A 24,968-nucleotide genomic window follows, 5' to 3' on the forward strand; every position below is an offset into this window, starting at 1 on the left:
GTTAGGGTACCGCAGCCGTTGAGCACGATGCGACGCGCTTACGTATGCCTCATTGGCACCGGGTGCCGCCCCTCACAGATTCCGTCCAGCCCACCGATCACACCCGGCATCAACCGAACCGACGTCAAAGGTTACTTCGCGTAACAGCCACTAACGGGACATCGCAACGACCACATTGTCGTTTGATAACAACGCAATAACTCAAACCTCGTACCCATCGGTATGGAGCCACTTAGAGTGCGGCAGCGGGACCGCTTTCCCGAAACTGCTCGGAGTTGCCCCCATGAACCCTCGTCGTAGTAACAGCTCACTCCCCAAGCCGGGCCGGTCGGCCTATGGGGCTGCGTCGGCTGCCTTCCTGCTCTTCCTACCCGTATTCGTGCTGGTCGGAGGTGACAGGGTCCGGGACTTCCTGAATTTCGGCGCGGGCGTCCTGTGCCTCGTCTCGCTCAGCTGCTCGGTGATCTGGGGCCTGGTCGCCCAGGACCGGGTGTTCCTGAACACGCGCCAACGGATCATCGGACAGGCGGTGCACCGGACGACCGCGGTCGCCTCGATCGCGTTCCTGCTGTTGCACATCACCACCAAGATCGCACTCGACCACACAAGTCTGATCTCGGCGCTGATCCCCTTCTCGCTCGGCGTCACCGGAAGCTCCGGCCTGATCGGCCTCGGCTCCCTCGCAGGCCTGCTCATGATCTTCGTCGGCATCACCGGCGCCATGCGCAGCGCATTCGCCTCTCCCGCCCCGGTGGCGGCCCGCTGGCGTGCCATGCACATGCTGGCCTACCCGGCCTGGTGCGCGGCACTCATCCACGGCCTCTACGCGGGTCGCACGGCGAAACCGATCTTCGTCATCCTGTACGGCCTCTCCCTGCTCGGCGTCACCGCGGCGCTCGCCCTGCGCGCGGCTCCGCGCCCGGTCAAGCGCAGGGTCGCCGACAAGATCACCGCGGTCCTGGGGGCCGGCGAGGAGCGGCCGGGCCGCGAGGAGCTCGACGCGAGCCGGGCCAGGATGGCGGAGGGCGGCGCGCTGCCCGGCTACGAGAACCAGCGCGGGACCCGCTCCCGGCCCAGCCCGTCTCCCTCGTACGACGCCCCCCTGGGCGGCCCCGCGTCCCCGGAGCCCGCCAACGGCTTCGCGGCCGCCTACCGGGCCGTGTCGACGCCGCGCCAGCGGCAGCCCTACGCCGACCAGACCGCGCGCATGGACCTGCCGATGGACATGCAGGCCACGGAGGCGATCCCGCGCGTCGACAACGGCGGCAGCACGTCGGGCAGCTGGCCGATCCCGTCACCGCCGCCGGTCGGCGAGGCGCCCCCGTCGGCCTACGACCCGCTCCAGGACACCGGATACAACATCCCCGCCTATGGCGGGAATCCGGGTGCGGGCCAGTACGGCACGAGTGACGTGTACGACACCGGTGAGTCGAACACCTACTACGGCACGTACAACCCGAACGACACGTACAACAGCGGTCCCGCCACTGAAACACTGCCCGGTGCTTCGTACGACTTCGACGCACCGGGTTCGGGCGAACCTTGGAACACGCCTTCCGGAGGCTTTAAGTGAACGAGGCCCTGCCCGACGTCCCAGAAGTCCGCGTGGTCGGTCTTCCCCAGCTCACGTCGGGCTTCGACCTTGTGGAAAGGCTCGATCTGCCCATGCACCTGAAGGTGCACGGGCCGCTCGAACCCATGGGTGGAGAGCAGCTCGCGAAGCTCTCGGAGGCCATCAACCTGAAGGGCCGCGGCGGCGCGGGCTTCCCCTTCCACAAGAAGCTGCGCTCGGTCGCCGAATCGGCGATCAAGCGCGGCGTACGGCCGGTCGTCGTCGTCAACGGCAGCGAGGACGAGCCGGCCTGTCGCAAGGACACGGTGCTCATCAACCGTGCCCCGCACCTCATCCTGGACGGCGCGCTGCTGGTCGCGGAGGCGCTGGGTGCCCGCACGCTCGTGGTGGGGGTCACCCGTGAGTCCACGCAACGCTCCATGGAGGCCGCGCTCGCCGAGCGCGGCCTCAGCAACGGCCGCCGATCGGCGCTGCGCGCGCGCGTGCAGCGCAATCCCGTCCGCATGGTCACCGGCGCGGCGGCGTCGCTGATCCGCTCCATCGACGGCGGCCCCGCGATCCCGCCCGGCCGCAAGGTCAGCGCCTCGCAGACCGGTGTGGGCGGAGCGCCCACCCTGCTGTCGAACGCGGAGACCTTCGCCCAACTCGCGATCGCCGCCCGCATCGGCCCGGAGCGCTACGGCAACACCGGCCTGTACGACGAGCCGGGCACCGTCATGCTCACGGTCTCCGGCGCGGTCGCCCGCCCCATGGTCATCGAGGTCCCCACGGGCGTGCCGCTGCGCTACGTCCTCCAGCTCGCCGGAGCCCCACCGGTTCCGCAGGGCGTGCTGACCGGCGGCTACCACGGCAAGTGGATCGACGCGGCGACGGTCAACGAGGCGATCGTCTCCCGCAACTCCCTGGACGCGGTGGGCGGTTCGCTCGGTGCCGGAGCGATCCTGCCGATCAGTCAGGAGACCTGTCCGCTGGGCGAGTCACTGCGCGTGGCGCAGTGGCTGGCCGAGGAGAGCGCGGGACAGTGCGGTCCCTGCTACCTCGGCCTGCCGGCCGCCGCGCGCGGCATGGAGGACATCATCAACGGCGGCGGCCCGGCCGCCCTCGAGGCCCTCAAGCAGGTCGCCAAGAACGTGAAACGGCGCGGGGCGTGTTCGCACCCCGACGGGTCCGCGATGTTCCTGGAGTCGACGATCAAGGCGTTCACGGACGACCTGGCCGCGCACGTCCTCGGGAACGGCTGCGGAAGGCCCGTGGAGGGCGTTCTGCCGCTCTTCGAGGGCGGCCAGACGCCCACGGGCATTCCCGGCGGCAGCGAGTCCGAGGAGAACGGCCCCAGCCGCCAGAAGATCTACGTCGACTGGACGCTGTGCCGGGGCCACGGCCTGTGCGCCGACATCCTCCCGGAGGTCTTCGAGCTGGGCGCCGACGGGTTCCCGACCGTCGCGCAGGCCCAGGTGCCGCGCTACGCGGAGGCGAAGGCACTGCGCGCGGTGCGGCGCTGCCCGGCACTGGCCCTGCGCCTCGAGGAGGACACCCGCTCGCAGGGCGCAACCCGCAACAACCTCCCGGTCCTCTCCCAGGGCCGCGGCCGCCGCGCCCTGGGCCGCTGAACACACTCCGGCGGGCTGCCCTTCGGGGCGGCCCGCCGTTCGCCTGTCATCGACTGCCATCGGCGGACACACACCCACACACGTCGAAGGCGGGTCATCCTCACGGATCACCCGCCTTCGATTGCTGTGGAGCTAAGGAGAATTGAACTCCTGACCTCCTGCATGCCATGCAGGCGCTCTACCAACTGAGCTATAGCCCCTCGCAGCCACGCGGCGAAGCCGCATATTGACCGCTTCGCCAGGCTTCCCTGGCGGCGACGCCAACTTTACCGGCCGACCGCGTGGAGCACCAAATCGTTTCCGTTCTGTCCGGATACGGGAGTTGATGTCGGCTCACGCGGTGACGGCTGACGCGATGTCGGCTCACGCGATGTCGGCTCACGCGGTGACGAACGAGTAGAACCGTTTGAGCGTGCAGTGCTCTTCGAGGAGCCGCCCGTAGATCGGCTCGCCCTCCAGTTCGCGGTACGTCTCGATCGGATCGCCTTTTATGATCAGCGCCCGCGCGCACTCCTCGCACCAGTACTGGTACTCGGGGTTGACGGGCTCCATGTCACGGACGATGGGCGTACCGCTGCCGCACCAGTCGCACTTTCGCCTGTGTGCACCCATCGATCAGCTCCAGCTGTGGCCGCAGGCCGTGCACACGTAGGAAATCCCTCCGTTGTCCCCCAGAACCTGCGCGACATGGACGGAACCACAGGAAGGGCAGCTGAGGCGGGTGACCGTGTCCCGTGTCGATGCTGCTTCGCGGAGGTGGCCGACCTCCACGAGGATGCTCGCAGGCATCACTACTCCCTCCCGTCGGGCCGCGCCCCCTTCCGGCCGTTTGATTCTGCCACGGCCGGACCAATACGGTCAGCGACGCCTCAGTACCAGTCCGGACACGGCACCCACCGCGGCGGTCCCGGCCAGCGCGAACATGCACGCCAACAGCGCCTCCGCAGAGGTATACGCCTCCGAGCCCCCAAGTGACTCAAGCCGGTTCAAGAACAGTGTGCCGAACACCGCGACGCCGGTCAGCTGGCCGAGTTGGGTGACCGTGACCAGCAGACCGCTGGCGTCCGCCGCGTTCTCGGCCGGCACCGTGGCCAGCGCCCGTGTGAGGGTCGGGCCGAAGGCGAGCGCCAGCCCGACGCCCACACCGGCGTACGCGACGTACAGCGGCGCACCGCCCTCGTCGCCGCCCTTCAGGACCAGGCCCACCCCCGCGACCGCCAGCGCGGTGATCACGAACCCGGCCGGGGTCAGGGCACGCTGCCAGGCGGCGGGCCAGTTGCGCCAGGTGAGGCCGACCAGGCCGAAGACGACCGCGGTCGGCGCGAAGGTGAGACCGGCCCGCAGCGCGCTGTAACCGAGGCCTCCCTGGACGTGCAGGGTGAGCGCGAACAGGAAGCCGCCATTGACGGCCATCACCGCCAGGATCCGGAAGACGGCGAGGCCCATTCCCGGATGACGCAGCACCCGGGGCGCGATCAGCGGGGCACCAGCACGCCGGGCCAGCCGGGACTCGTACCACCAGAACAGACCGAACACGATCGCGGACGTGGCCAGCGACAGCCAGGACCACAGCGGCCAGTCCTCCTCCTGCCCGAGCACCAGCGGCACCGTGAACAGCGACACCGCCGCGCCGAGCAGCACCAGTCCGGGCAGATCGAGGCCGCGTGCCCGCCCAGGTGCCGCGGCGCCGTCCCCAGGCAGCAGTACGCGGCTGCCGAGGGCCAGCAGGACGAGGCCCACCGGCACGTTGACCAGGAACACCGGCCGCCAGCCGGTGCCGAACAGGTCGGCGCTGACCAGGACTCCGCCGACGACCTGTCCGGCGGCGGCGCCGGCGGCGAGGACCGCCGAGTAGGCGCCGAGCGCCTTCATCCTGGCCTCGCCGGTGAAGTTGCGCTGGATCAGGCTGAGCACCTGAGGGATCATCACCGCCGAGCCGGCGCCCTGGACCAGCCGGAACACGATCAGCTCGGCGGAGCCCTGCGCCAGACCGCAGGCGAGCGAGGCCACCGTGAACAGGGCGAGCCCGGCGAGGTGGACCCGGCCGTGGCCGAACCGGTCGCCGAGCCGAGCGCCGGTGATCAGCAGCACGGAGTAGGTGATGGCGTACCCGGCGATCACCAGCTGCAGGTCCCCGCCGGACGCGTGGAGGTCGGTGGCGATGGTGGGCGCCGCCACGTTCACGATGAACACGTCGAGCAACGCCATGAACTGGGCGGCGAGGACGAGAGCGAGCAGCGGCCGGGCCCGATTGTCAGTGGCGGCCGCTTTACTGATGGCAGGACTTGGAACGGGTGCGGGACCCGGCCCGGTCCGGGGCGTCGTCGTCATGCCACCGAGCCTGGCGCCGCTCCGGTACGGGTGCCGAGTGCCCGCTGATGCTGGTATTGCCAGCACCTGGCAGGGGGCAGGTCCGGCGTCGACGATGGGGGACGTGACGATGGGGACGACACAGCGCCGCAGGCCCGAGCTGGCCGCTTTCCTGCGCACGCGGCGGGCCCGGGTGACACCGGCGGACGTGGGCATGCCGCCGGGCTTCCGGCGCCGCACCCCGGGGCTGCGCCGCGAGGAGGTCGCCCAGCTCTCGGGCGTGGGTGTGACCTGGTACACGTGGCTGGAGCAGGGCCGACCGATCAACGCCTCGGCGCAGGTGCTGGAAGCCGTGGCCCGCACCCTGCGCCTCGACCCGCCGGAGCGGGAGCATCTCTACCACCTCGCCGAAGTGCCCTACGAGCACGTGCCGGAAGCCCTGGCGCAGACCGTGGGGCCGGAAGTCCTGGGCATCATCGAGGCCCTCGCACCACGCCCCGCGGTGGTCTACAACTCGCGGTACGACATCCTCGCCGCCAACTCCGTCTACCGCGACCTGTTCCTCTCCGGGCCGATGCCGGCCGAGCGCCCGCCCAACGCCTTGTGGGCCCTGTTCACAGTGCCGGATGACGACTGTCCGTTGATGTTCCGGGACACGGAGCTGCCGGTGATGGTCGCGACCCTGCGCGCCGCCTACGGGCTGCATGCCGGTGAGCCGGTCTGGGAGGACTTCATACGCAGGCTGTCGGCAACGAGCCCACTGTTCGCTCGGTTGTGGGAGAGCGGCGACGTGGCGGAGCCCGGGCGACGGGTGAAGACGTTCCGGCACGCGCGGACGGGCGAGCTGCGGATGACATCGGTGTCGCTGTCGATCAACGGGATGCCGGAGTGCCGGATCGTCGTCTACACACCGGACGACGAGGAGACGGCCCGGCGCACGGCGCTTTTGAGGAGGGCATAAAGAAATCCCGCCCCAACGGGACGGGATCTTCACCAAGCGATGAAAGACAACTCACGATCTTTGACAACTCAAGAGTGCGACTTGAGACTGCCGATCTGTGGAGCTAAGGAGAATTGAACTCCTGACCTCCTGCATGCCATGCAGGCGCTCTACCAACTGAGCTATAGCCCCTTGCGTTCTTCCCGCTCGGCGGGCGAACAAGAAGAACTTTAGCCTGCGACCTGCCGGAAAGTGAAATCCGGGTCGCGGGCCGGGTGCGCCGCTCAGTCGTCGTCGCCGAGCACCGGCTCCGGGAGGGTGCCGGCGTTGTGCTCGAGGAGGCGCCAGCCGCGGGCCCCCTCGCCGAGGACGGACCAGCAGCAGTTGGAGAGTCCGCCGAGGCTCTCCCAGTGGTGCGCCTCCAGGCCGAGGAGGCGTCCGATGGTCGTCCGGATCGTGCCGCCATGGCTGACGACGACGAGCGTGCCGTCGTCGGGGAGCTTCTCGGCGTGCCGCAGCACCACGGGGGCGGCGCGGTCGGCGACCTCGGTCTCCAGTTCGCCGCCGCCGCGGCGCACCGGCTCGCCGCGCTTCCACGCCGCGTACTCCTCGCCGTGCCGGGCGATGATCTCCTCGTGCGTCAACCCCTGCCAGACACCCGCGTAGGTCTCCCGCAGTCCCTCGTCGTGGGTCACCTCCAGGCCGGTGAGCTCGGTGAGCTCGGCGGCCGTGTCGGCGGCCCGCTGAAGGTCGGAGGCGACGATCGCGTCAGGGCTCAGGGAGGCCAGCAGCCGGGCCGCGCGCCGGGCCTGGGAGACGCCGGTCTCGGTGAGGGCGACGTCCGTGGTGCCCTGGAAGCGGCGCTCCACGTTCCATGCGGTCTGGCCGTGCCGCCAGAGGATGACACGGCGGCCGCGGCCCGGCTTCCGGCCGGCTCCCGCGGGGGCGCTCACCGTGCGTCCCCGAACTCGGCGGCGTCCTCCTCGGCGCGCAGCTTGGCGTGCTCCTGGGCCTTGCCGCGGGTCGCCTTGGCGTCGGCGGGCAGGTCGAGCTCGGGGCAGTCCTTCCACAGCCGTTCCAGGGCGTAGAAGACGCGCTCCTCGCTGTGCTGGACGTGGACGACGATGTCCACGTAGTCGAGCAGGACCCAGCGGGCCTCGCGGTCGCCCTCGCGGCGCACCGGCTTGGCGCCGAGCTCCTTCGAGAGCCGCTCCTCGATCTCGTCGACGATCGACTTGACCTGGCGGTCGTTGGGGGCGGAGGCCAGCAGGAAGGCGTCGGTGATCGACAGGACGTCACTGACGTCGTAGGCGATGACGTCGTGCGCCAGCTTGTCGGCGGCCGCCTGAGCGGCGGTGTGGATGAGCTCGAGAGAGCGGTCAGTCGCGGTCACTGCAAGGCTTTCGGTCGGCGGACACTTGACACCAAGGGTCTCACGGACCGCCGAGGCCGCCCCACGCGATCAGTGGATCACGTGGGGTGGCCCTCGAGGGCTCGGTCAGGAGGAGGCCGGCTCGTAGTCCTGGCCGAGGACCACGGCCACGTTCGCGCTCCCCGACACCTTGCCCTTGGTGACGGAGCCGGCGTCCAGGCCCAGGGTCTTGGCGACCTCGGTGGCGTTCTCCTTGTCGGCGGCGTCGGCGTACACGACCTTGGACGTGGCCCGGGTCCCGGAGGCCGTGCCGCCTTCCAGGAAGCTGAAGCCGCCGTTGAGAAGGACGACGCGGGCCTTCTCGGTGTTGTCCTTGACGCCGGTGGCGTTCTGGACGGAGACGCTGACCGCGGCGTCCTTGTCGGGGCTCTTCGCGGTACCGCCGAGCACGTCCTTGACGACGCTGTCGCTCGCCTCGGCACTCAGGGTGCCGTCGGTCTGCACGGGCAGCAGCGCGGTCTTGAAGTCGCCGCCCTTGGCACGGTCGGCGAGCTTGGCGAGGAAGGTGCCGAGGTCCTTGTCCGTGAGCGAGGGGTCGAGGATCTGCGCCAGCGTCTGCACGGTGGTCGTCGCGGCCGTGGGGTCGGAGGACAGCTTGCGCAGCACACCCTGCATGACCTGGCCGAACCGCTCCAGCTGGGCGTCCTGGGCCTCGCCGGAGGCACGGTAGGTGGCGTAAGCGACGGCCGTCTTGCCGCTGAGCGTCTGGGCCTTCCCCTTTTTCACCAGGGGTGCCTGGCCCTTCTTGGCTTCCGGGTCGGGCACGTCGGCGTTGGTGTCGACCTCGATGTTGCCGACGAGGTCGACCAGGTTCTGCAGGTAGGGGGTGTCGAGGCGCCAGGTGCCCTCGATGTCGGTGCCGAGGACGCCGTCGAGGGAGTCGCGGGTACCGGAGGAGCCGTCGTCCTCGACCGACTTGGCGAGGGTGGTCGTGGTGCCGTCGTCGTCCGTCAGCACGAGGGAGTTGGGCAGCAGGACGGTGGTGCCCTGCTTGGTGGTGGTGTTGTCGACGAGCAGTGCCGTGGACGTGCCACCCTCCGCGGTGTTGTGCAGGTGGACGACGATCACGTCGCGGTTCTGGGCTCCGACGGCGGTGGCCGTGCCGGTCTTCTCGTCCGGGGACGAGGACAGTCCGGGCAGCTTCCCGGCGTACCAGAGGTAGCCGACACCACCGACCGCGACGAGTGCCAGGACCACCACGAGGGAGACGAGGCGGCTGCGGGCGCGGCGCTTGGCTTCCTCGCGGCGTTCGGTGCGGTTCTCGGTGAAGTTCAGCCAGTCGATGACGTCTTCGGAGTCGCTGTCCGGCTCCTCGACGAAGGCGAACTGCTCGGTGTGGAACCCCCGTTCGCCATCGGGCCGGTGGTCCTCGTCGGCGCCGGCGCGGTGGCGTTGCCCAGAGGTGTCCGCTTCCGCGGCCGGGCCGGCCTGCTGCGGGATGTAGGCGGTCTGCTCGGCGACGCGGGGTTGATGACCGCTCGTCGCGGCATGGCCGTAGGGGTCGTACGACGGCGTCGGCCCGCCCTGCTGGGCACCGGTGCCGTAGGGGTCGTAGGGCGGCGGTACGGGTGCCTGCCGGCCGGTGTCGTACGGGTCGTACGCGGGGGCCGGCTGCTGTCCGCCCGAGGCGTACGGGTCGTAGCCGTAGCCCTGCTGCGCGTACGGGTCGTACGGCTGCTGGGGGGCCTGCTGCTGTTGCTGCGGCGGGACCGGCCGGTACATCGGCCTGCCGTACTCGTCGTAGCCGACGAGTTCGTACTGGTCGTCGCGATTGCCGCCGTATCCCGCGTCGTATCGGTCGTTCACCGGTGCCCCTCTCGGCTCACTCGCCGCGGTACAGCTCGCGCTTGTCGATGTAACGCACGACTCCGTCCGGCACCAGGTACCAGACGGGGTCGCCCTTGGCGACTCTCGCCCGGCAGTCGGTGGAGGAGATGGCGAGGGCGGGGACCTCGACGAGCGAGACGCCGCCCTCCGGGAGGCCGGAGTCGGACAGGACGTGGCCCGGCCGGGTGACCCCGACGAAGTGCGCGAGGGAGAACAGCTCTTCCGCGTCCCGCCAGGTCAGGATCTGGCCGAGGGCGTCGGCGCCGGTGATGAAGAAGAGGTCGGTGTCGGGGTTGAGCGCGCGCAGGTCGCGCAGGGTGTCCGCGGTGTAGGTGGCGCCGCCGCGGTCGATGTCGATGCGGCTGACCGAGAACTGGGGGTTCTCGGCGGTCGCGATGACCGTCATCAGGTAGCGGTCCTCTGCCGGGGAGACCTTGCGGTGGCTCTTCTGCCACGGCTGGCCGGTCGGGACGAACACCACCTCGTCCAGGTGGAACTGCGCGGCGACCTCGCTGGCCGCCACGAGGTGACCGTGGTGGATCGGGTCGAAGGTTCCGCCCATGACGCCGAGACGGCGTTTGCCGGAGCCCGACGGTCCGTTGCCGAGGGCGCTCGACGGACGGTTGTCGGCACCGTTCGCCGGGCGGTCTTCCGTGCCGTTCGGCGTGTCGTTCGCCGGACCGGTAGGCATGTCCTGCTCTCCCATGCGTGCAGACCCTACCGGCCCGGCCTGAGGACACCGGTCGGGGGATGCCCGGAATGCCCGGCTATGGGCACCGGGTGCCTCAGCGGTCGCGGTTGAAACGGGTGGTGATCCACAGCAGAAGCATCAGGATGAGGAAGGCGGCGCCGCCGGTCACCAGCGGGTCGAGGCTCTCGTGGTTGCCGCCGTGCTCCTCGCCCTCGGCGGCGAGGGTGACCAACTGGGCAGCGGTGCTGTGGAAGCTCATCTTCGGCAGGACCTATCCGGTGGGCGGGATAAAGACGTCGGCTCATGGTAAGCGGGCGGTCCGACGCCGATCACGCCGACTCCGCCTTTGGGAACCTTGGCCCCGGCTCAGTCGTCTTTCCGCTTGTACCCCCGCAGCAGGAACCACGCGGTCAGCACACAGCCCAGCACCATCACGACCAGTACGACCCGGAGCAGATTCCCGGCGCCCTGCTGCTCGGCGGCGCGCGCGGCCTCGGCGAGCCAGGCGGCCCGGGGGTTGTGCTCCATGGCGCGGAACTCCTTCTCGCTGTAGTGCCCGTCCACGGTAACTCCGCCTAGGCTGGGCTTCGCTTCGGGGGCGCAAAGGACCGCACAAGGGTCCGCAAAGGGCCACTCACACGCACATGGGGGAAGACATGTCCGACGGCCACCAGCAGAACGGGCACGAGAACGTGCCGAGCAGGCAGCGCAGGCGCTTCCCTGGGATCTCCTCGCGTGCGTACGAGCACCCGGCCGACCGCTCCGCCCTGGTGGCGCTGCGCAAGCTGAGCGGCTTCGACACGGTCTTCAAGGCGCTCAGCGGTCTGCTCCCCGAGCGCAGCCTCAGGCTGTTGTTCCTCTCCGACTCGGTGCGGGTCTCCGACCAGCAGTTCGCGCACCTCAACGACATGCTGCGGGACGCCTGTTACATCCTGGACCTGGAGAAGGTCCCGCCGATGTACGTCAACCAGGACCCACAGCCCAACGCGATGTGCATCGGCCTGGACGAGCCGATCATCGTCGTCACCACGGGCCTGGTCGAGCTGCTCGACGAGGAGGAGATGCGGGCGGTGATCGGGCACGAGGTGGGTCACGCCCTGTCCGGCCACTCGGTCTACCGCACCATCCTGCTGTTCCTGACCAGCCTCGCCCTCAAGGTGGCCTGGATCCCGCTCGGCAACCTGGCGATCATGACGATCGTCACCGCGCTGCGTGAGTGGTTCCGCAAGTCGGAGCTGTCCGCCGACCGAGCGGGCCTCCTGGTCGGCCAGGACCTGACGGCCTCGATGCGTGGACTGATGAAGCTGGCCGGCGGCAACCACCTGCACGAGATGAACGTGGACGCGTTCCTGAAGCAGGCCGAGGAGTACGAGGCCGGCGGCGACCTGCGCGACTCCGTGCTGAAGATCCTGAACGTGCTGCCGCGCTCCCACCCCTTCACCACCATCCGGGCCGCCGAGCTGAAGAAGTGGTCCGAGTCCCGGGACTACCAGCGGATCATGGACGGCCACTACCCGCGGCGCAGCGAGGACAAGGACACCTCGGTCTCGGACTCCTTCCGGGAGTCGGCGTCGCACTACGCCACACACGTCAAGACCTCCAAGGACCCGCTGATGAAGCTGGTCAGCGACCTCGCCGGCGGTGCGGGGGACCTGGGCGGCAGGGTGCGGCGCGGCTTCGGCGGCTTCGCGAGCTCGGCACCGCAGGACCAGCCGCCGACGGACAAGCCGGGCCCGGCGAACGGGAGCGGGACGGACACTCCCCCCAGGGACGACGACTGACCGCGGGTTCACCGCAGCCGACCGGACCGGGAGGCCGGCCGGCTGCTCACACCTTCGGCTGCGCGTTCGTCGCCAGCGACCCGCACAGCGCCGTGGCGCCGCCCGTCGCGTAGGGATCCGTGCCGGCCGGGCCGCCTTCCTTGGCGGTCTGGCCTGCGAGCAGCGGTCGCAGGTGGTCGGTGGAGTCCTCGGCGCAGGACAGGGGCCCGGCCTGGACGTAGGAGACGACGAGCTGGGCCGTGTGCAGGCGCAGGTCGTCCCTGTCGAAGCGGAAGTGCAGCTCGCGGCGGACGGTGAACAAGGACGCCTGGGCCTTGTCGCCGGAGCCGGTGGGCCGTAGCGCGTACACGAAGGTGTGGTCCGCGGTGACCTCGAGGGTGGACGAGTCGGTCTCGGCGGCCTGGAGCGTGCCCTGGACCCGGATCTTGGCATCGGCCAGCTCGGCGCCGGACGGGTCGAAGCGGACCAGCCATCCGGTCGGAGCGTGCCGTCCGTCGGCGGCCGGGCGGGCGAAACTCTCGTCGAACTGGTCAAGTTGGTCCGCGTCGAGCAGGACCCGTACGGGACGGACCTGCTCGCCGGTGAGGACCTCCGGGTAGAACGAGGACCGGACGATGTAGTCCTTGGCGGTGGTCAGCGCGGCGACCACCTGGCTGTCCGAGAAGTGCGCGGTGCGCCGGGAGGCGGGCAGCGGTATGCCCTCGGCACCGATGCGGTACTGGGCGGCGGGGCTGTGCGCGTACAGGTACTCGGGTTCGGCGTGCCCGGGCACCTTGCCCTCGGGGGCGAGCGGGATGACGGTCATCCGCAGGGGCTCGACGGGTTGCCGGGCGACGGGGGCCTGGTAGGGGTGCCGTACACCCATGTAGATGGCGGTGCCGAAGGCGACGGCGATCAGCAGGACCAGGATCAGCGCCTGCCGGGACAGGCCGCGGCGCAACGGGGGGCGCCGGCGTACGGCGGGGGCGTGGTCGGCGATGCGCTCCTGCGCGGAGAACTCCTGGAGGCGGGCAGCGCGGACGAACGACTCGTCGAAGACGACGGATCGGTACTCGTCCTCTCCACCTCCGGGGCCGCCCTCGGGTGTCCCCTCAGGTGGGTTTCCAGGCCCTCCCATATCTTCAGAGTAGGTCGCGGGGCCCTCGGGTAAACGCCCCGCTGCGGGACAACTTCTGACAGGTTCTCACCAGGACCGGCCAGGGGCTTCGGTCAGCGTCAGGGCGTGCGCGGGACCGCGGAGACGGCCGGCTGGGAGTAGTCGGCGGAGGCGGAGGGCGCCGCCGCGGTGCCCTGCTCCAGGCCGGTCGAGGCGGGCAGCGGAACCTGGTCCCCGCCGGAGGAGGCGCTGCGGTAGACCGCCGCGAAAGCCAGCGCGACCATGCCGATCCCCATCACGAGGGCGAGCATCCAGGCGACGGGGCGGTGCCAGCGGGCCGGTTTGCCGTACGTCCCGGGGGCGCCGTAGCGGCCTTCGAGGATGTCGGCGTCGTCCAGGTCGTCGAGTTCCGGATCATGGCCGAATCCGGTGGGGCCGTCGGGGCCGTACCCGTCCTCGTAGCGCTCGCCCCTGCCGAGTGCCGCCCGGCGGGCCTCGGCCTCGGAGGCCTCCGCTCTCGCCTGCGCGGCGGCAAGGAGGCGTTCGACGGCGGTCGGCTCGTGGACCACGGCCGCCCGGACGAAGGCCTCGTCGAAGACCACGGAGGCGAACTCTTCGTCCGACACCCCGCGGTCGTGGTCGTCGTCGGGCTCCCAGCCGTCAGGGAACGGCGTGCCCCCCACGTCCTCCGGCACGGATCCAGAGTAGACCGGGGGGGTCAATTTGGGCAGACGGTATGGAAATTCATCCGGTGGATCAGACATCTCTTCTGCGGCACGGGCGGGCGCCCGAAGTGCTTGCCGGGCGCCCGCGCCGTGTCGGGCGCCCGGTCGGGCGCCTCAGCGCCGGACGTGCCCGTCGCCGGTGACGATGTACTTCGTGCTGGTCAGCTCGGGCAGACCCATCGGGCCGCGGGCGTGCAGCTTCTGCGTGGAGATGCCGATCTCCGCGCCGAAACCGAACTGGCCGCCGTCGGTGAACCGGGTGGAGGCGTTGACCGCGACCGTGGTGGAGTCGACCAGCTGGGTGAAGCGGCGGGCGGCCTGCTGCGAGGTCGTGACGATGGCCTCGGTGTGGCCGGACGTCCACAGGCGGATGTGCTCGACGGCCCTGTCCAGGGAGTCGACGACGGCCGCGGCGATGTCGTACGACAGGTACTCCGTCTCCCAGTCCTCCGGGGTGGCCTCCACGACCGTGGCCTTGGAGTCCTTGGCGTACGCCAGCACCCGCTCGTCGGCGTGCACGGTCACTCCGGCCTCCGCGAGGGCGTCCAGGGCCCTCGGCAGGAACCGGGGGGCGATGTCCTGGTGGACGAGGAGCGTCTCGGCGGCGTTGCAGACGCTGACGCGGTGCGCCTTGGAGTTGATCAGGATGTCGATCGCCATGTCGAGGTCGGCGTTGGCGTCGACGTAGACGTGGCAGTTGCCGGTGCCGGTCTCGATGACCGGGACGATCGACTCGGTGACGACGGTCCGGATGAGGGAGGCGCCGCCACGCGGGATGAGCACGTCGACCAGGCCGCGGGCCCGCATCAGCTCGCGCACGCTCTCGCGGCTCTCACCGGGCACCAGCTGTACGGCGTCGGCGGGCAGCCCGGCCCCGCCCACGGCGTCGCGCAGCACCCGCACGAGCGCGCTGTTCGACTCGTACGCGGAGGCCGAGCCGCGCAGCAGTACCGCGTTGCCGGACTTCAGGCAGAGGGCGGCGGCGTCCACCGTGACGTTCGGGCGGGCCTCGTAGATGATCCCCACGACGCCGAGCGGGACGCGGACCTGGCGCAGGTCGATGCCGTTGGGCAGGGTCGAGCCGCGGACGACCTCGCCGACCGGGTCGGGCAGCGCCACGACGTCCCGCACGTCGGAGGCGATGGCCCGCACGCGCTCCGGCGTCAGCGTCAGCCGGTCGATGATGGCCTCGCCGGTGCCGGCCTCGCGTGCCTTGGCGATGTCCTTGGCGTTGGCCTCGACGATCTCGCTCGTACGGACCTCCAGCGCGTCCGCGATGGCGAGCAGCGCGTCGTCCTTGTCGGCCCGCGGCAGCGGCGCGAGGTCGGCGGCGGCGGCCTTGGCGCGGTAGGCGGCCTGGGTGACCGGGGACATCGAGTCGTACGGCGAAAGCGTGGTCATACGGGAAGGGTAGTGCGCCGGGCGGACGCGTCCACCGGGCATTCCACACCGCGAGACACGGTCAAAAGGGGTGAACGCCCACCGGTGTCGCCGGAGCCGGTCCGAACCCCTCGGCAATGCGCAGGTGGTAGGTCTCGCGGTCGATGACCTCCAGGCCGACGATCTCCCAGGGCGGGAGCTTGGCGGTCTGGCGGTGCTCGCCCCACAGGCGCAGGGCGACGGCGGCCGCGTCGTGCAGGTCGCGGGCCTCTTCCCAGTAGCGGATCTCCGCGTGGTCGTTGGCGTACCGGCTGGTCAGCAGAAAGGGATGGTCGTGGGCCAGCTGTTCGAGGCCGCGCCGGACCTCCTGCAGCGGGGCCTCCTTGCCGGAGACGCTGAGGGTGACGTGCCACAGGCGTGGCAGGTCCTTCGGCTCCTCGTACCGGTCGCCGGCCGCGACGCTGGTCAGGGCACGCTCCTCGCCGGCCGGGCGCGAGGAGGCACCGCCGGTATCCCCTCGGGCCGCCGACGCCCCAGGGCGCACTCGTCTCACGACGGCCTCCTTTACCCCATGGCCGAGCAGTGCTCGTGCTCGTGGTTTCGCGGAACGGGTCCCTGAGACAAAGTTGAACAGGCCGGGGGCGTCCGCGTGGCGGTTTTGCGGAACGTCCACCTGAGGGCGACGGCCTTGTCAGGGCGTTCACCCCGTTTTCGGGTACGGCGACCCCGTTTTCGGATGCGACGCCCAAGTTTTCGGGTGCGATGCCCGTGTTTACGGGTGCGACGACGTCGTGCTGGGGTGTGACGACCTCGTCTCGGGGTGCGACGACCCCCGTCGCGGGGCGCGACGACCCCCGTCGCGGGGCGCGACGACCCCCGTCGCGGGGACGCGACAACCCCCGCCTCAGGGTGCGACCGCCCGGTTGTCAGGGGTGCAGGATCACCAGGTCGTCCCGGTGCACGACCTCGCGCTCGTACGCCGGGCCGAGCTCACGGGCGAGTTCCCGGGTCGAGCGGCCGATCAGCCGGGGGATCTCCTTGGCGTCGAAGTTGACGAGTCCGCGGGCCACCGCGTGCCCCTCGCCGTCCCGCAGTTCGACGGGGTCGCCCGCGGTGAACTCGCCCTCGACGGAGGCGATCCCGGCCGGCAGCAAGGACTTGCGGCGGTCCACGACGGCCCGTACCGCCCCGTCGTCCAGGGTCAGCGAGCCCTGCGGGGTGGACGCGTGCTGGAGCCACAGCATCCGGTCGGCGGAGCGCTTGTCGGCGGGGTGGAAGTAGGTGCCGGTGTCGCCGCCGGACAGCGCGTCGGCGGCGTGGACGGTGCTGGTGAGCACGACGGGGATGCCGGCGGCGGCCGCGATCCGGGCCGCCTCGACCTTGGTGACCATGCCGCCGGTGCCGACGCCCGCCTTGCCGGCGCTGCCGATCTCCACACCGGAGAGGTCGGCGGGCTTCCGCACCTCCGCTATCCGCGAGGTGCCCGGCTTGCTGGGGTCGCCGTCGTACACGCCGTCGATGTCGGACAGCAGCACCAGCAGATCGGCGTGGACGAGGTGGGCGACGAGCGCGGCGAGCCGGTCGTTGTCCCCGAAGCGGATCTCGTCGGTGGCGACGGTGTCGTTCTCGTTGACGATCGGCAAGGCGCCCATGGCGATCAGCTTGTCGAGGGTGCGGGAGGCGTTGCGGTGGTGGGCGCGCCGGCTCATGTCGTCGGAGGTCAGCAGCACCTGGCCGACGCGCACGCCGTAGCGGGCGAAGGAGGCGGTGTAGCGGGCGACGAGCAGCCCCTGGCCTACGCTGGCGGCGGCCTGCTGGCGGGCCAGGTCCTTGGGGCGGCGGCGCAGCCCCAGGGGGGCCAGACCTGCCGCGATGGCGCCGGAGGAGACGAGGACGATCTCCTTCTCCCCGCCGCTGCGGCTCTTGGCGAGGACGTCGACGAGCGCGTCGACCCGGTCGGCGTCCAGGCCGCCCGAGGCGGTGGTCAGCGACGAGGACCCCACCTTGACGACGATCCTGCGGGCCTCGCTCACAGCCTGCCTTGCCCCTGCCACCTTGCGTTCCGTCCCCTCGCACCTCGGCTCTTCCGCAATCTACGCGAACGGGGCCGGGCGGCGCGCGGCGGTCCAGCCCCCGGACAGGCGGCCCGGTCACTCTTTGCTCACGCTTCGCATACGGCAAAAAGGTTGTGCTGGTTGCTTCTAGAAATGAAAGTCTTGCAAAACTTAAATTGAACTTTGTGTCGCACTCTGTTCGCCGCTCGAAGCGGATACTCCTCAGGTCGGGCAAAAGCCCCTACGACGTCGTCCCCGTCGAGGAGGCCCTGGACCAGGACGTCATCGCCACCAACTCCGGCAACCTGATCTTCAGTGACGCCACCCACAAGATCCTCGAGATACCGGGGACCGAGGTCGTCTCCAACGGGATCAGGACCGACGTGGCCGCGGCAGGACGGATCAACGAGGAGTACGACGCCTTCGTCGTCCCGCTGGCGAACGCGTTCCGGCCGTCGTTCGAGCCGCAGTTGAAGCGGCTGACCCGGCTGATCGGCAAGCTGCGGATCCCGGTCGTGGTGGTCGGCGTCGGCGCGCAGGCCGGGCTCGACTACAACCCGGCACGGCTGAAGCCCATGGAGCCGTCGGTGCGCGAGTTCGTCGCCGCGGTGCTGGACCGCAGCGCCTCGATCGGGGTGCGGGGCGAGTTCACCGAGAAGTACCTGAAGGACATGGGGTTCCGGGACGTCGAGGTGATCGGCTGCCCGTCGCTGTTCCTCTACGGCAAGGAACTCGCCGTGGAGAAACGGGTACCGGCGCTGACCGCCGACTCCCGTATCGCGGTCAACGGTTCGCACAACGCGGTGCGGAAGCAGGGCCTGGACCGGATCATCCGGCGCACCCACGAGCGCTACCCGCACCTGCGCTTCATCGGCCAGAACCTCAGCGACGCACGGCAGTTGCACTGGCGGGACCTGTCGGACGCGAACGGCCGGGTGACGTCGATGCCGACGCACCCCGACCACCCGATGTACGGGGAGGGCAAGGTCCGGGTCTACGTCGACCCCGTCACCTGGATCGACGACCTGCGCGCCTTCGACTTCTCCTTCGGCTCCCGCATCCACGGCAACATCGCCGCGCTGCTGGCGGGTACGCCCGCGACCGTGCTGTGCGGTGACTCACGGACGCTGGAACTGTGCCGCTACTTCGGGATCCCGCACCGCCTCATCAACAAGCTGCCCGCCGACCTGGATCCGGCGCGGCTGTACGAGGAGGCCGACTTCACCTCTCTGGTCAGCGGCCACCACGAGCGCTTCGAGCGGTTCACCGAGTTCCTCGACCGCAACGGCCTGCAGAACACCTTCACGCACGGCGACGGCGGCACAGCCTTCGACGACCGCATGCGTTCGCTGTCCTTCCCGGCCGGCATCCGGCCCTGGAACGACACGGACCTCACCTCGCTCACCACGCGCTTCGGCTGGCTGCACAGCCGTATAGACGAACTCTCCAAGGACAACGACACATTGAAGCGGGAGCTGGCGCGGACCAGGTCGGGCGCGACGGCGACCGGGATGTCGGCGTCGGTGTACCGGCGGGCGCGGCGGATGGTGGGGCGGCCGATCCGGAAGGTGATCGGGTCGGGGCGAGGGTAACGCGCCCCGCGCCTCACTCCAGGGCTGTCGGACACGTGCGTGTCGTCCGGTGGTCGGCGGGCGTTAACCCGGACGCACGACGTCCTGCGCCGAACCTTGGAGTGACCGCAGTGTCTGAACCCCTCCCCCGCCGCCGCACGGCGAGGCTCCGGCTTCGCCGGGCGACGCCGGAACGCCCCCGTCGGCGGCTCGCCGGACTGCTCCGCGCCCGGTCGACGACCCCGACCGGGCTCCTGCTCCGCCGGCACGCGCCCCGCGCGCTGCTCACCGCCCTGTTCGCGGCCGCCTTCACCGTCCAGGCCGTCGGGGCGCTCCTGCCCCACCTGCCGCTGCTGCTCGTCGCGACCGTCGCCTCGGTGGCCGCGGAGGGCGTGCTGCACCGGTGGCAGCGCGGCATGGTGACGGTGCTCGCCAAGTCGCACGCCGACCTCACCGTCCGGCACGTACTGCGCGACCTGCTGCTGGTCTTCGGTCTGCTGCGGCTGGGCGAGCCGGCCCGGGAGACGGTCTACGCCCCGCTCGTCGCCGGCCTGCTCGCCTTCTACACGCTGCACTGCGCGATCCAGGCGCTCTCCGTCCTGGTCCGTCGCACCCGTACCCTGCCGGTGGTCACCCGCAACATCGACGCCTCGGCGCTGCGCCTGTCCCCGGCCCCGCCCGTCCTGCTGCGCCGCCCCGGCCACCGCCTGCTGGTCTTCGGTCTGCCGTCCACGGCAGGCCTGCTGGCCACGGTGGCCACCGACGACCTGCGCTGCGCGGCCCTGGGGATCTCCCTGTCCCTCGGGCTGGCGGTGATGGGCCTGTTCGACCTTCTGGTACGGCTGCTGCCGAGCCGCCGTCCGGTGGGCGAGCAGGAGGTGGTCGACTGGTTCGACGCATGGCTGGCGGAGTACAGGCCGACCATCGGCCTCTACTTCTCCGGCGGCGCGTCCTCGGCCTACCAGGCGAACATGTGGCTGGAGCCGCTCGCGCAGCTGGAGGGCCGTCCGCTGATCGTGCTGCGTGAGCGCTTCATGGTGCAGAAGATCGCCGCTACCGACGTGCCGATCGTCTGCCTGCCGAAGGTGTCGACGCTGATGCGCCTGGAGCAGTCCACGCTCCAGGTCCTCGTGCACCCCTCCAACTCCGGCAAGACCTCCCAGGTCCTGCGCATCCCCACCCTCAAGCACACCTTCGTCAACCACGGCGAGAGCGACAAGCTGTCCTCCTGCAACCCGTACGCGAAGGCGTACGACGAGGTGTGGGTGGCCGGTCCGGCGGCGCGCGAGCGCTACGCGCTGGCCGAGGTCGGCGTCGAGGACAAGGACGTGGTGGAGATCGGCCGCCCGCAGCTGGACGCCGTACGGCCGTACGCGGGCCCGCCGACGGGGCCGTACGCCACCGTTCTGTACGCGCCCACCTGGGAGGGCTGGGACGGCAACCCCGGCAACACGTCGGTGATCGAGGCCGGCGAGAACCTCGTACGCGCGCTGCTGGCGGATCCGGGCGTACGGCTGCTGTACAAGCCGCACCCGCTGACGGGATCCGTGGACCCGCGGGCCGGGGAGGCGGACCTGCGCATCCGTGAGCTGGTCCGGGCGGCGAACCGGGAGCGGACCGGCGCCCGGCCCGTCGACGACGGCGAACTGGCCCGACGTACGAAGGAGCTGGACGCCCTCATCTCGACCGACTGCCGTTCCGCCGCGGACCAGGTCGAGCGGATGCTGCTGCAGTCCACTCCCGAGCCGGGGCGGGCCGAGGCGGTGGCGCGGGCGACGGAGGCCTGGGAGGAGGCGTACTGGGCCTCGCTGCCGGAGTGGGAGCACCAGGTCGTGACGGACGTCCGGCCCGAGCTGTACTCCTGCTTCAACCGCGCCGATCTGCTGGTCAGCGACGTGTCGAGCGTGGTCAGCGACTTCCTGGCGAGCGGCAAGCCGTACGCGGTGGCCAATACCAGCGGGCTGCCGGAGGAGACGTTCCGCGAGACCTTCCCCACGGTACGGGCGGCGACCGTGCTGGCACCGGACGCGGGCGGAGTGCCGGAGCTGCTGGAGGCGGTACGGCACCCGGAGAAGGACGAACTGGCCGGGTCTCGCGCCGAGTTGAAGCGGTATTTGCTGGGACCGGACGAGCCGCCCTCACAGGTGCGCTTCAACAAGGCGGCACGGGAACTGTGCGCGGCGGCGCACAAGCACCAGGTGCGGATGGCGGACCGGCTGGCGTCGGAACTGCCGAGGCCGCGTCACGAGAGCGTCGTCGAGCCCGCCGCACCGTCCGCGTGAACTCCCCGGGGGGTCAGGCCGCCGCGGCCCGCCCGCCCGGCGCGCCGCCCTCCCGGGCCGGCAGCACCCGCCGCACCTTGCGTGCCGCCCGCTGCACGAACCTGTCGACGGTGTTCTCGCGATAGCCCGGGAAGGTGCGGGCCTCGCGGGCGTCGGCGAGGTAGACCGCGTCGGGTATGCCGGCCGAGAGGTCGCGGAAGTGCGGGTAGGCGAGGTAGAGGCGGCGGCCCTTCTTCTCCAGAACGGCCGACGCCTCCTTCTTCGCCCGGACGAACTCCACGACGCCCTTCAGGAGGTCGGGCCGCCCGGCGGCGACCAGGTGCAGCCGCAGCCGCTCGTGGACTCTGAGGCGGCGGGCGACGTTCTCGTTCCAGTACGCGTCCAACAGCGGCTTCGCCAGTTCGAACTTGTGCCGCCGGACCTCTTCGCCGTCCCTGAGGTACTGGGGGCCGAACTGCGGCAGCAGAGTGACGAGGAAGGGCCGGACCATGAGCACGTCCCGCTTCGGGCCCGGCGGAAGCATGTCGGCGATCAGGGTCATCAGGGCCCGGGCGGAGTCGAAGCGCAGGGCGTAACCGCCGCTCTTCGTCACGTGCTTGCCGTCCTCCCGGCCCACCAGGTAGTAGCAGGTGTGGTCGGCGACCACGGAGACGCCGTCCGCGCGCAGATAGGCCTCCAGCGTGAACAGGGCGTCCTCGCCGGTCCACAGGGACTCGTCGAAGCGCATGCTGTGACGTTCCAGCAGGGCCCGGCGGAACAGTTTCTGCGCGCTCAGGGTGAACTTGATGTTGGAGGAGAAGACGTCGGTGCGGCCCACCGAGCTGCCCCACATCGACTTCGGCGCGGACCGGTTGACGCCCTCGACCTTGCCTAGGACGACGTCCGTGCCGTTCTCGTCGGCCATGGCGACCATGCTCCGCAGGGCCTCGGGGCTGAGCCGGTCGTCGGCGTCGAGGAAGAAGACGTAACGCCCGGCGGCCTTGCCGAGGCCGACGTTGCGCGGGCCGCTGGGGCCGCCGGAGTTGTCCTGGCGGATCACCGTGACCGGCATGGCCGCGCGGGCCGCGAACTCCTCCAGGTACTCCCCGGTCCCGTCCGTCGAACCGTCGTCGACCGCGATGACCTCGATGCGCTGCGGACCGATGGTCTGCGCCTCCACGGAAGCGAGGCAGTCGACCAGGTACGGCATCGCTTCGTACGCCCCGATGATCACGCTCACATCAGGCTGCGTCACGGTACGCTTCCCCCTATTCACTGAACATTTCCCCTGTATCGCCTCATTGGCTACTTGATAGACGGACGGCCCCGACAAGCGGTTGCCTCGGCGTCATGGTTTCGTGAGCCAGCTCACACGGCTCTCGTTCATGCACCGACGCGTACACCAGGACATACGCAGAAAGGGCCCGGTTTTCGAGGATCACTCCCTCGAAAACCGGGCCCTTTCGGCAAGGGCGCCGTCAGCCCACGGTCACGCCGTCAGACCGTCCGCCTCACCGGCCGGCGACGTGCCCGGCGCGGGCACCGCGTTCGCCAGCTCCGCCTCGGCCTCCGCGGCCTCCGCGGCTCCGGTCGCCGCCCGTGACTCCTGGCCGACATTGCGCGTCTCGGCCTTGATCGCGAGGTTGGCCACCGCGGTGTTGAACTGCTCGATGGACGTCGGCTCGTCCGGACCCAGCAGGTACTGCTTCAGCTCGCTGCGGTCCTCGGCCAGCGGGTCGGCCGCCGGGTCGCGGACCGCGTCGAGCAGCGCGCCCAGCTCGGCCGCGCTGTTGGACAGGATCACCGCGGCGCGCACGGCGGTGTTCTGCCGCTTGAACTCCTCCACCCCGAGCTCGGCGGAGTCCGTGACCGCGTACGGCTTGCCGCTCGCGATGAAGTCGGAGACCACGCTGGAGATGTCGGAGACCATCGCGTCGGAGACGTTGAAGCAGTCGTACAGGCGCGGCTCGGCGCCCGTGACCACCCGGTGCTCCCAGGCGGGGAAGGAACGCCAGTAGGCGTCGTTCCACTCGGTCCGCAGCCGGGCGATCTCCTCGTGCTTCTTGACGTCGACCAGGCCGTCGCGGGTGGCTTCGGCCTCGTCGCCCTTCTCGCCACCGTTGCCGACCAGTTGGGCGATCCGGGACTCGATCCGGACCAGTTCCGCCTTGGCCTGCGCCTGGGCGACCGCGTCCGTCGTGAAGCGCGGGTCGGCGGCGCGCGCGGCGGCGGCCTTCCCGACCAGGGAGGTGATCCGCCGGTGCGCCGCACCGGCCTCGGCGCTGACGGTGCCCGTGAAGGGGTGCGGCTTGTACAGCACGCGTACCGGCGGGTCGGCCTTCACCAGCTTCTTCACGATGTTCTCGCCGGCGAGGACGAGCGAGGTGTTGCCCGGGTTGCCGTCCCAGCCCTCCCAGGTGGGCGCGTAGAGCACCGTGGGGCAGCGTCCGTCGACGGCTGTGCCGCTGGGGTCGTCCGGCGTGCCCTGCCCGGTCTGGATCGGCGCCAGCTGCGGGCGGCCGACCTCGACGATGTCCTCGTCGCGGACACCGACGTCGGCGATGGCGTAGCGGTCGCGGCCCGCGCGGCCGGCGGTCCACACCTCGTCGTACACCTTGCTGAACGGGTTCACGCTGGCCAGCTTGTCGCTGTCGCCGTGGCCGATGAAGACGTGCTTCATGGTCGGCACGCGCAACAGGTGGATGTTCTTGCCCACGTTCGCCGCGTACAGCGCGACCCGCACGTTGGACAGGTCCATGTTCATCAGGTGCACCCCTCCGGGCACGCAGATGACGGGGACCGTGGTGGGCGCCAGGTTGGCCAGGATGACCCGCTCACGCAGGATGATCAGCGGCTTGGAGTCCAGCTGCTCCATGGTCTCCAGCCACATGTTGACCTGGTAGGCCGAGTCCTTGGAGCCGGAGAAGTACAGCACCGTCTCCGGCCGGTACTCGCGCAGCCAGTCGTCGACCGCGTCCAGCACCTTCTCGGCGGTGGGCGGGATCTTCCGGCCGCGCACGTACGGCAGCAGCGCCGCGACGTACAGGGAGCCGAGGCCCAGGGTGACGCCGATGCCGATGAAGCCGGCGAGGGCGGAGTCCAGGGCGGCGGAGACGAGTATGCCGACCACGGCGGCGAGGTCGAGGTGGAGCATCTTCTCGGCCGAGCGGTTCAGCAGGCTCTGCGGCGGGGCGTCCGGGATGCGCACGCGCGAGGCCAGGTCGACGTTGCGGGTGGCGACCGGCATCCGGCGGCGGTTGCGGATCAGGGTGACCAGCGCGCCGTGCGGTGCCTGGAGACCGTAGAAGGCGATGAAGCAGGCGGTCGCTCCGTAGAAGACCAGGCCGTCCGAGAGGGAGAGGCGGGCCAGCAGCAGGATCAGCAGGAGCTGTCTGATCAGGAAGCGGATCGACAGGCCGGCTCGCACCTTGCTGAGGCGGTTGATGAGATAGCTGCCCTTGCGGTGCAGATAGTGGTCCGCCAGGTACGTCACGGCGGTCGCGGCCGCGAAGGCGGGGACGCTCGGGACGAGTGCGGCCAGCATGAGGGCGGGGTAGCCCAGGATCATGAGGGCCGCCGCGGCCAGCTCTGCCGCGCTGCCCACTCGGGCGACGCGAATAGCGGTGCTTATCACGGAGGAACCTGCTCTTGGAGGGGGGCCGGTTTGTGAAAGTCGAAAAAATCCGGAAAAAAGCTTGTGCACGGTCCGGGAATTTT

The 24,968-nt window shown here is 70.4% G+C and carries 21 protein-coding genes and 2 tRNA genes; 6 read left to right on the forward strand and 17 right to left on the reverse strand.

Annotated elements, in window-relative coordinates:
• Positions 1-283 precede the first annotated feature (283 nt).
• Positions 284-1,573: a cytochrome b/b6 domain-containing protein gene (locus ACFWWR_RS04890; RefSeq protein WP_384301994.1), complete on the forward strand. Its 1,290-nt coding sequence runs from the start codon at positions 284-286 to the stop codon at positions 1,571-1,573.
• A complete protein-coding gene (locus tag ACFWWR_RS04895; RefSeq protein WP_217239927.1) occupies positions 1,570-3,183 on the forward strand; it encodes an NADH-quinone oxidoreductase subunit NuoF family protein in 1,614 nt (537 codons plus the stop codon). The genes ACFWWR_RS04890 and ACFWWR_RS04895 overlap by 4 nt, the downstream gene beginning before the upstream one ends.
• Positions 3,184-3,310: 127 nt before the next feature.
• Here ACFWWR_RS04895 and ACFWWR_RS04900 read toward each other — a convergent pair.
• The 3 genes from ACFWWR_RS04900 to ACFWWR_RS04910 all read right to left on the reverse strand — a co-directional run bounded on the left by ACFWWR_RS04900 (position 3,311) and on the right by ACFWWR_RS04910 (position 5,514).
• Positions 3,311-3,383: transfer RNA gene (locus ACFWWR_RS04900), tRNA-Ala, on the reverse strand.
• A 178-nt stretch (positions 3,384-3,561) separates the two neighbouring features.
• Positions 3,562-3,795, reverse strand: a complete 234-nt coding sequence (locus tag ACFWWR_RS04905; protein ID WP_053750770.1) for a hypothetical protein — start codon at positions 3,793-3,795, stop codon at positions 3,562-3,564.
• 246 nt (positions 3,796-4,041) lie between these two features.
• On the reverse strand, positions 4,042-5,514 hold the full coding sequence (locus ACFWWR_RS04910; protein ID WP_384301996.1) for an MFS transporter: 1,473 nt from the start codon (positions 5,512-5,514) through the stop codon (positions 4,042-4,044).
• Between the two features lie 94 nt (positions 5,515-5,608).
• Between ACFWWR_RS04910 and ACFWWR_RS04915 the strand changes: the two genes are divergently transcribed.
• Positions 5,609-6,454 (forward strand): helix-turn-helix transcriptional regulator, encoded by an 846-nt coding sequence (locus ACFWWR_RS04915; protein WP_384301998.1) that lies wholly within the window; start codon positions 5,609-5,611, stop codon positions 6,452-6,454.
• Between the two features lie 98 nt (positions 6,455-6,552).
• On the opposite strand, the gene ACFWWR_RS04920 is transcribed toward ACFWWR_RS04915, so the two are convergent.
• The 7 genes from ACFWWR_RS04920 to ACFWWR_RS04950 all read right to left on the reverse strand — a co-directional run bounded on the left by ACFWWR_RS04920 (position 6,553) and on the right by ACFWWR_RS04950 (position 10,947).
• A tRNA-Ala gene (locus ACFWWR_RS04920) sits at positions 6,553-6,625 on the reverse strand.
• A 92-nt stretch (positions 6,626-6,717) separates the two neighbouring features.
• Entirely contained in the window at positions 6,718-7,386 is a 669-nt protein-coding gene (locus ACFWWR_RS04925) for a histidine phosphatase family protein (RefSeq protein WP_383870874.1), read from the reverse strand.
• The gene (rsfS, locus tag ACFWWR_RS04930) at positions 7,383-7,826 is read right to left on the reverse strand and encodes a ribosome silencing factor (RefSeq protein ID WP_383870871.1); all 444 of its coding nucleotides are present in this window, start codon (positions 7,824-7,826) and stop codon (positions 7,383-7,385) included. The genes ACFWWR_RS04925 and rsfS overlap by 4 nt, the downstream gene beginning before the upstream one ends.
• A 105-nt stretch (positions 7,827-7,931) precedes the next feature.
• Positions 7,932-9,671, reverse strand: a complete 1,740-nt coding sequence (locus ACFWWR_RS04935; protein ID WP_384302001.1) for a LytR C-terminal domain-containing protein — start codon at positions 9,669-9,671, stop codon at positions 7,932-7,934.
• Between the two features lie 16 nt (positions 9,672-9,687).
• Complete coding sequence (gene nadD, locus ACFWWR_RS04940) at positions 9,688-10,398, reverse strand: nicotinate-nucleotide adenylyltransferase (RefSeq protein WP_383870866.1); 711 nt, start codon at positions 10,396-10,398, stop codon at positions 9,688-9,690.
• A 79-nt stretch (positions 10,399-10,477) separates the two neighbouring features.
• Positions 10,478-10,642, reverse strand: coding sequence for a hypothetical protein (locus ACFWWR_RS04945; RefSeq protein ID WP_217239932.1), 165 nt, complete (start codon positions 10,640-10,642; stop codon positions 10,478-10,480).
• A gap of 107 nt (positions 10,643-10,749) precedes the next feature.
• Positions 10,750-10,947, reverse strand: a complete 198-nt coding sequence (locus tag ACFWWR_RS04950) for a hypothetical protein (RefSeq protein WP_383870935.1) — start codon at positions 10,945-10,947, stop codon at positions 10,750-10,752.
• An 80-nt stretch (positions 10,948-11,027) separates the two neighbouring features.
• Between ACFWWR_RS04950 and ACFWWR_RS04955 the strand changes: the two genes are divergently transcribed.
• Complete coding sequence (locus tag ACFWWR_RS04955) at positions 11,028-12,164, forward strand: M48 family metallopeptidase (RefSeq protein ID WP_383870862.1); 1,137 nt, start codon at positions 11,028-11,030, stop codon at positions 12,162-12,164.
• Positions 12,165-12,210: 46 nt separating this feature from the next.
• Here ACFWWR_RS04955 and ACFWWR_RS04960 read toward each other — a convergent pair whose 3' ends face one another.
• From ACFWWR_RS04960 to proB, 5 genes are all read right to left on the reverse strand, one after another.
• A complete protein-coding gene (locus ACFWWR_RS04960; protein ID WP_384302003.1) occupies positions 12,211-13,281 on the reverse strand; it encodes a hypothetical protein in 1,071 nt (356 codons plus the stop codon).
• Between the two features lie 98 nt (positions 13,282-13,379).
• Positions 13,380-13,955 carry a hypothetical protein gene (locus ACFWWR_RS04965; RefSeq protein ID WP_383870857.1) on the reverse strand — a complete coding sequence of 192 codons (576 nt, stop codon included), beginning with the start codon at positions 13,953-13,955 and terminating at the stop codon, positions 13,380-13,382.
• Between the two features lie 144 nt (positions 13,956-14,099).
• The gene (locus tag ACFWWR_RS04970) at positions 14,100-15,386 is read right to left on the reverse strand and encodes a glutamate-5-semialdehyde dehydrogenase (protein WP_383870854.1); all 1,287 of its coding nucleotides are present in this window, start codon (positions 15,384-15,386) and stop codon (positions 14,100-14,102) included.
• Between the two features lie 61 nt (positions 15,387-15,447).
• Entirely contained in the window at positions 15,448-15,909 is a 462-nt protein-coding gene (locus ACFWWR_RS04975; protein ID WP_383870926.1) for a hypothetical protein, read from the reverse strand.
• 382 nt (positions 15,910-16,291) lie between these two features.
• The gene (gene proB / locus ACFWWR_RS04980) at positions 16,292-17,398 is read right to left on the reverse strand and encodes a glutamate 5-kinase (RefSeq protein ID WP_383870851.1); all 1,107 of its coding nucleotides are present in this window, start codon (positions 17,396-17,398) and stop codon (positions 16,292-16,294) included.
• 206 nt (positions 17,399-17,604) lie between these two features.
• Between proB and ACFWWR_RS04985 the strand changes: the two genes are divergently transcribed.
• Positions 17,605-19,011: a polysaccharide pyruvyl transferase family protein gene (locus ACFWWR_RS04985; RefSeq protein WP_383870848.1), complete on the forward strand. Its 1,407-nt coding sequence runs from the start codon at positions 17,605-17,607 to the stop codon at positions 19,009-19,011.
• Between the two features lie 272 nt (positions 19,012-19,283).
• Positions 19,284-21,272: a hypothetical protein gene (locus ACFWWR_RS04990; protein ID WP_383870923.1), complete on the forward strand. Its 1,989-nt coding sequence runs from the start codon at positions 19,284-19,286 to the stop codon at positions 21,270-21,272.
• A 13-nt stretch (positions 21,273-21,285) separates the two neighbouring features.
• Here the strand turns inward: ACFWWR_RS04990 and ACFWWR_RS04995 are convergent, their stop codons facing one another.
• The gene (locus ACFWWR_RS04995; RefSeq protein ID WP_384302005.1) at positions 21,286-22,506 is read right to left on the reverse strand and encodes a glycosyltransferase family 2 protein; all 1,221 of its coding nucleotides are present in this window, start codon (positions 22,504-22,506) and stop codon (positions 21,286-21,288) included.
• Between the two features lie 234 nt (positions 22,507-22,740).
• On the reverse strand, positions 22,741-24,855 hold the full coding sequence (locus ACFWWR_RS05000) for a hypothetical protein (RefSeq protein ID WP_384302007.1): 2,115 nt from the start codon (positions 24,853-24,855) through the stop codon (positions 22,741-22,743).
• Positions 24,856-24,968: the final 113 nt, after the last annotated feature.

It is taken from the genome of Streptomyces sp. NPDC058678 (assembly GCF_042714835.1).
Taxonomy (GTDB): Bacteria; Actinomycetota; Actinomycetes; order Streptomycetales; family Streptomycetaceae; genus Streptomyces.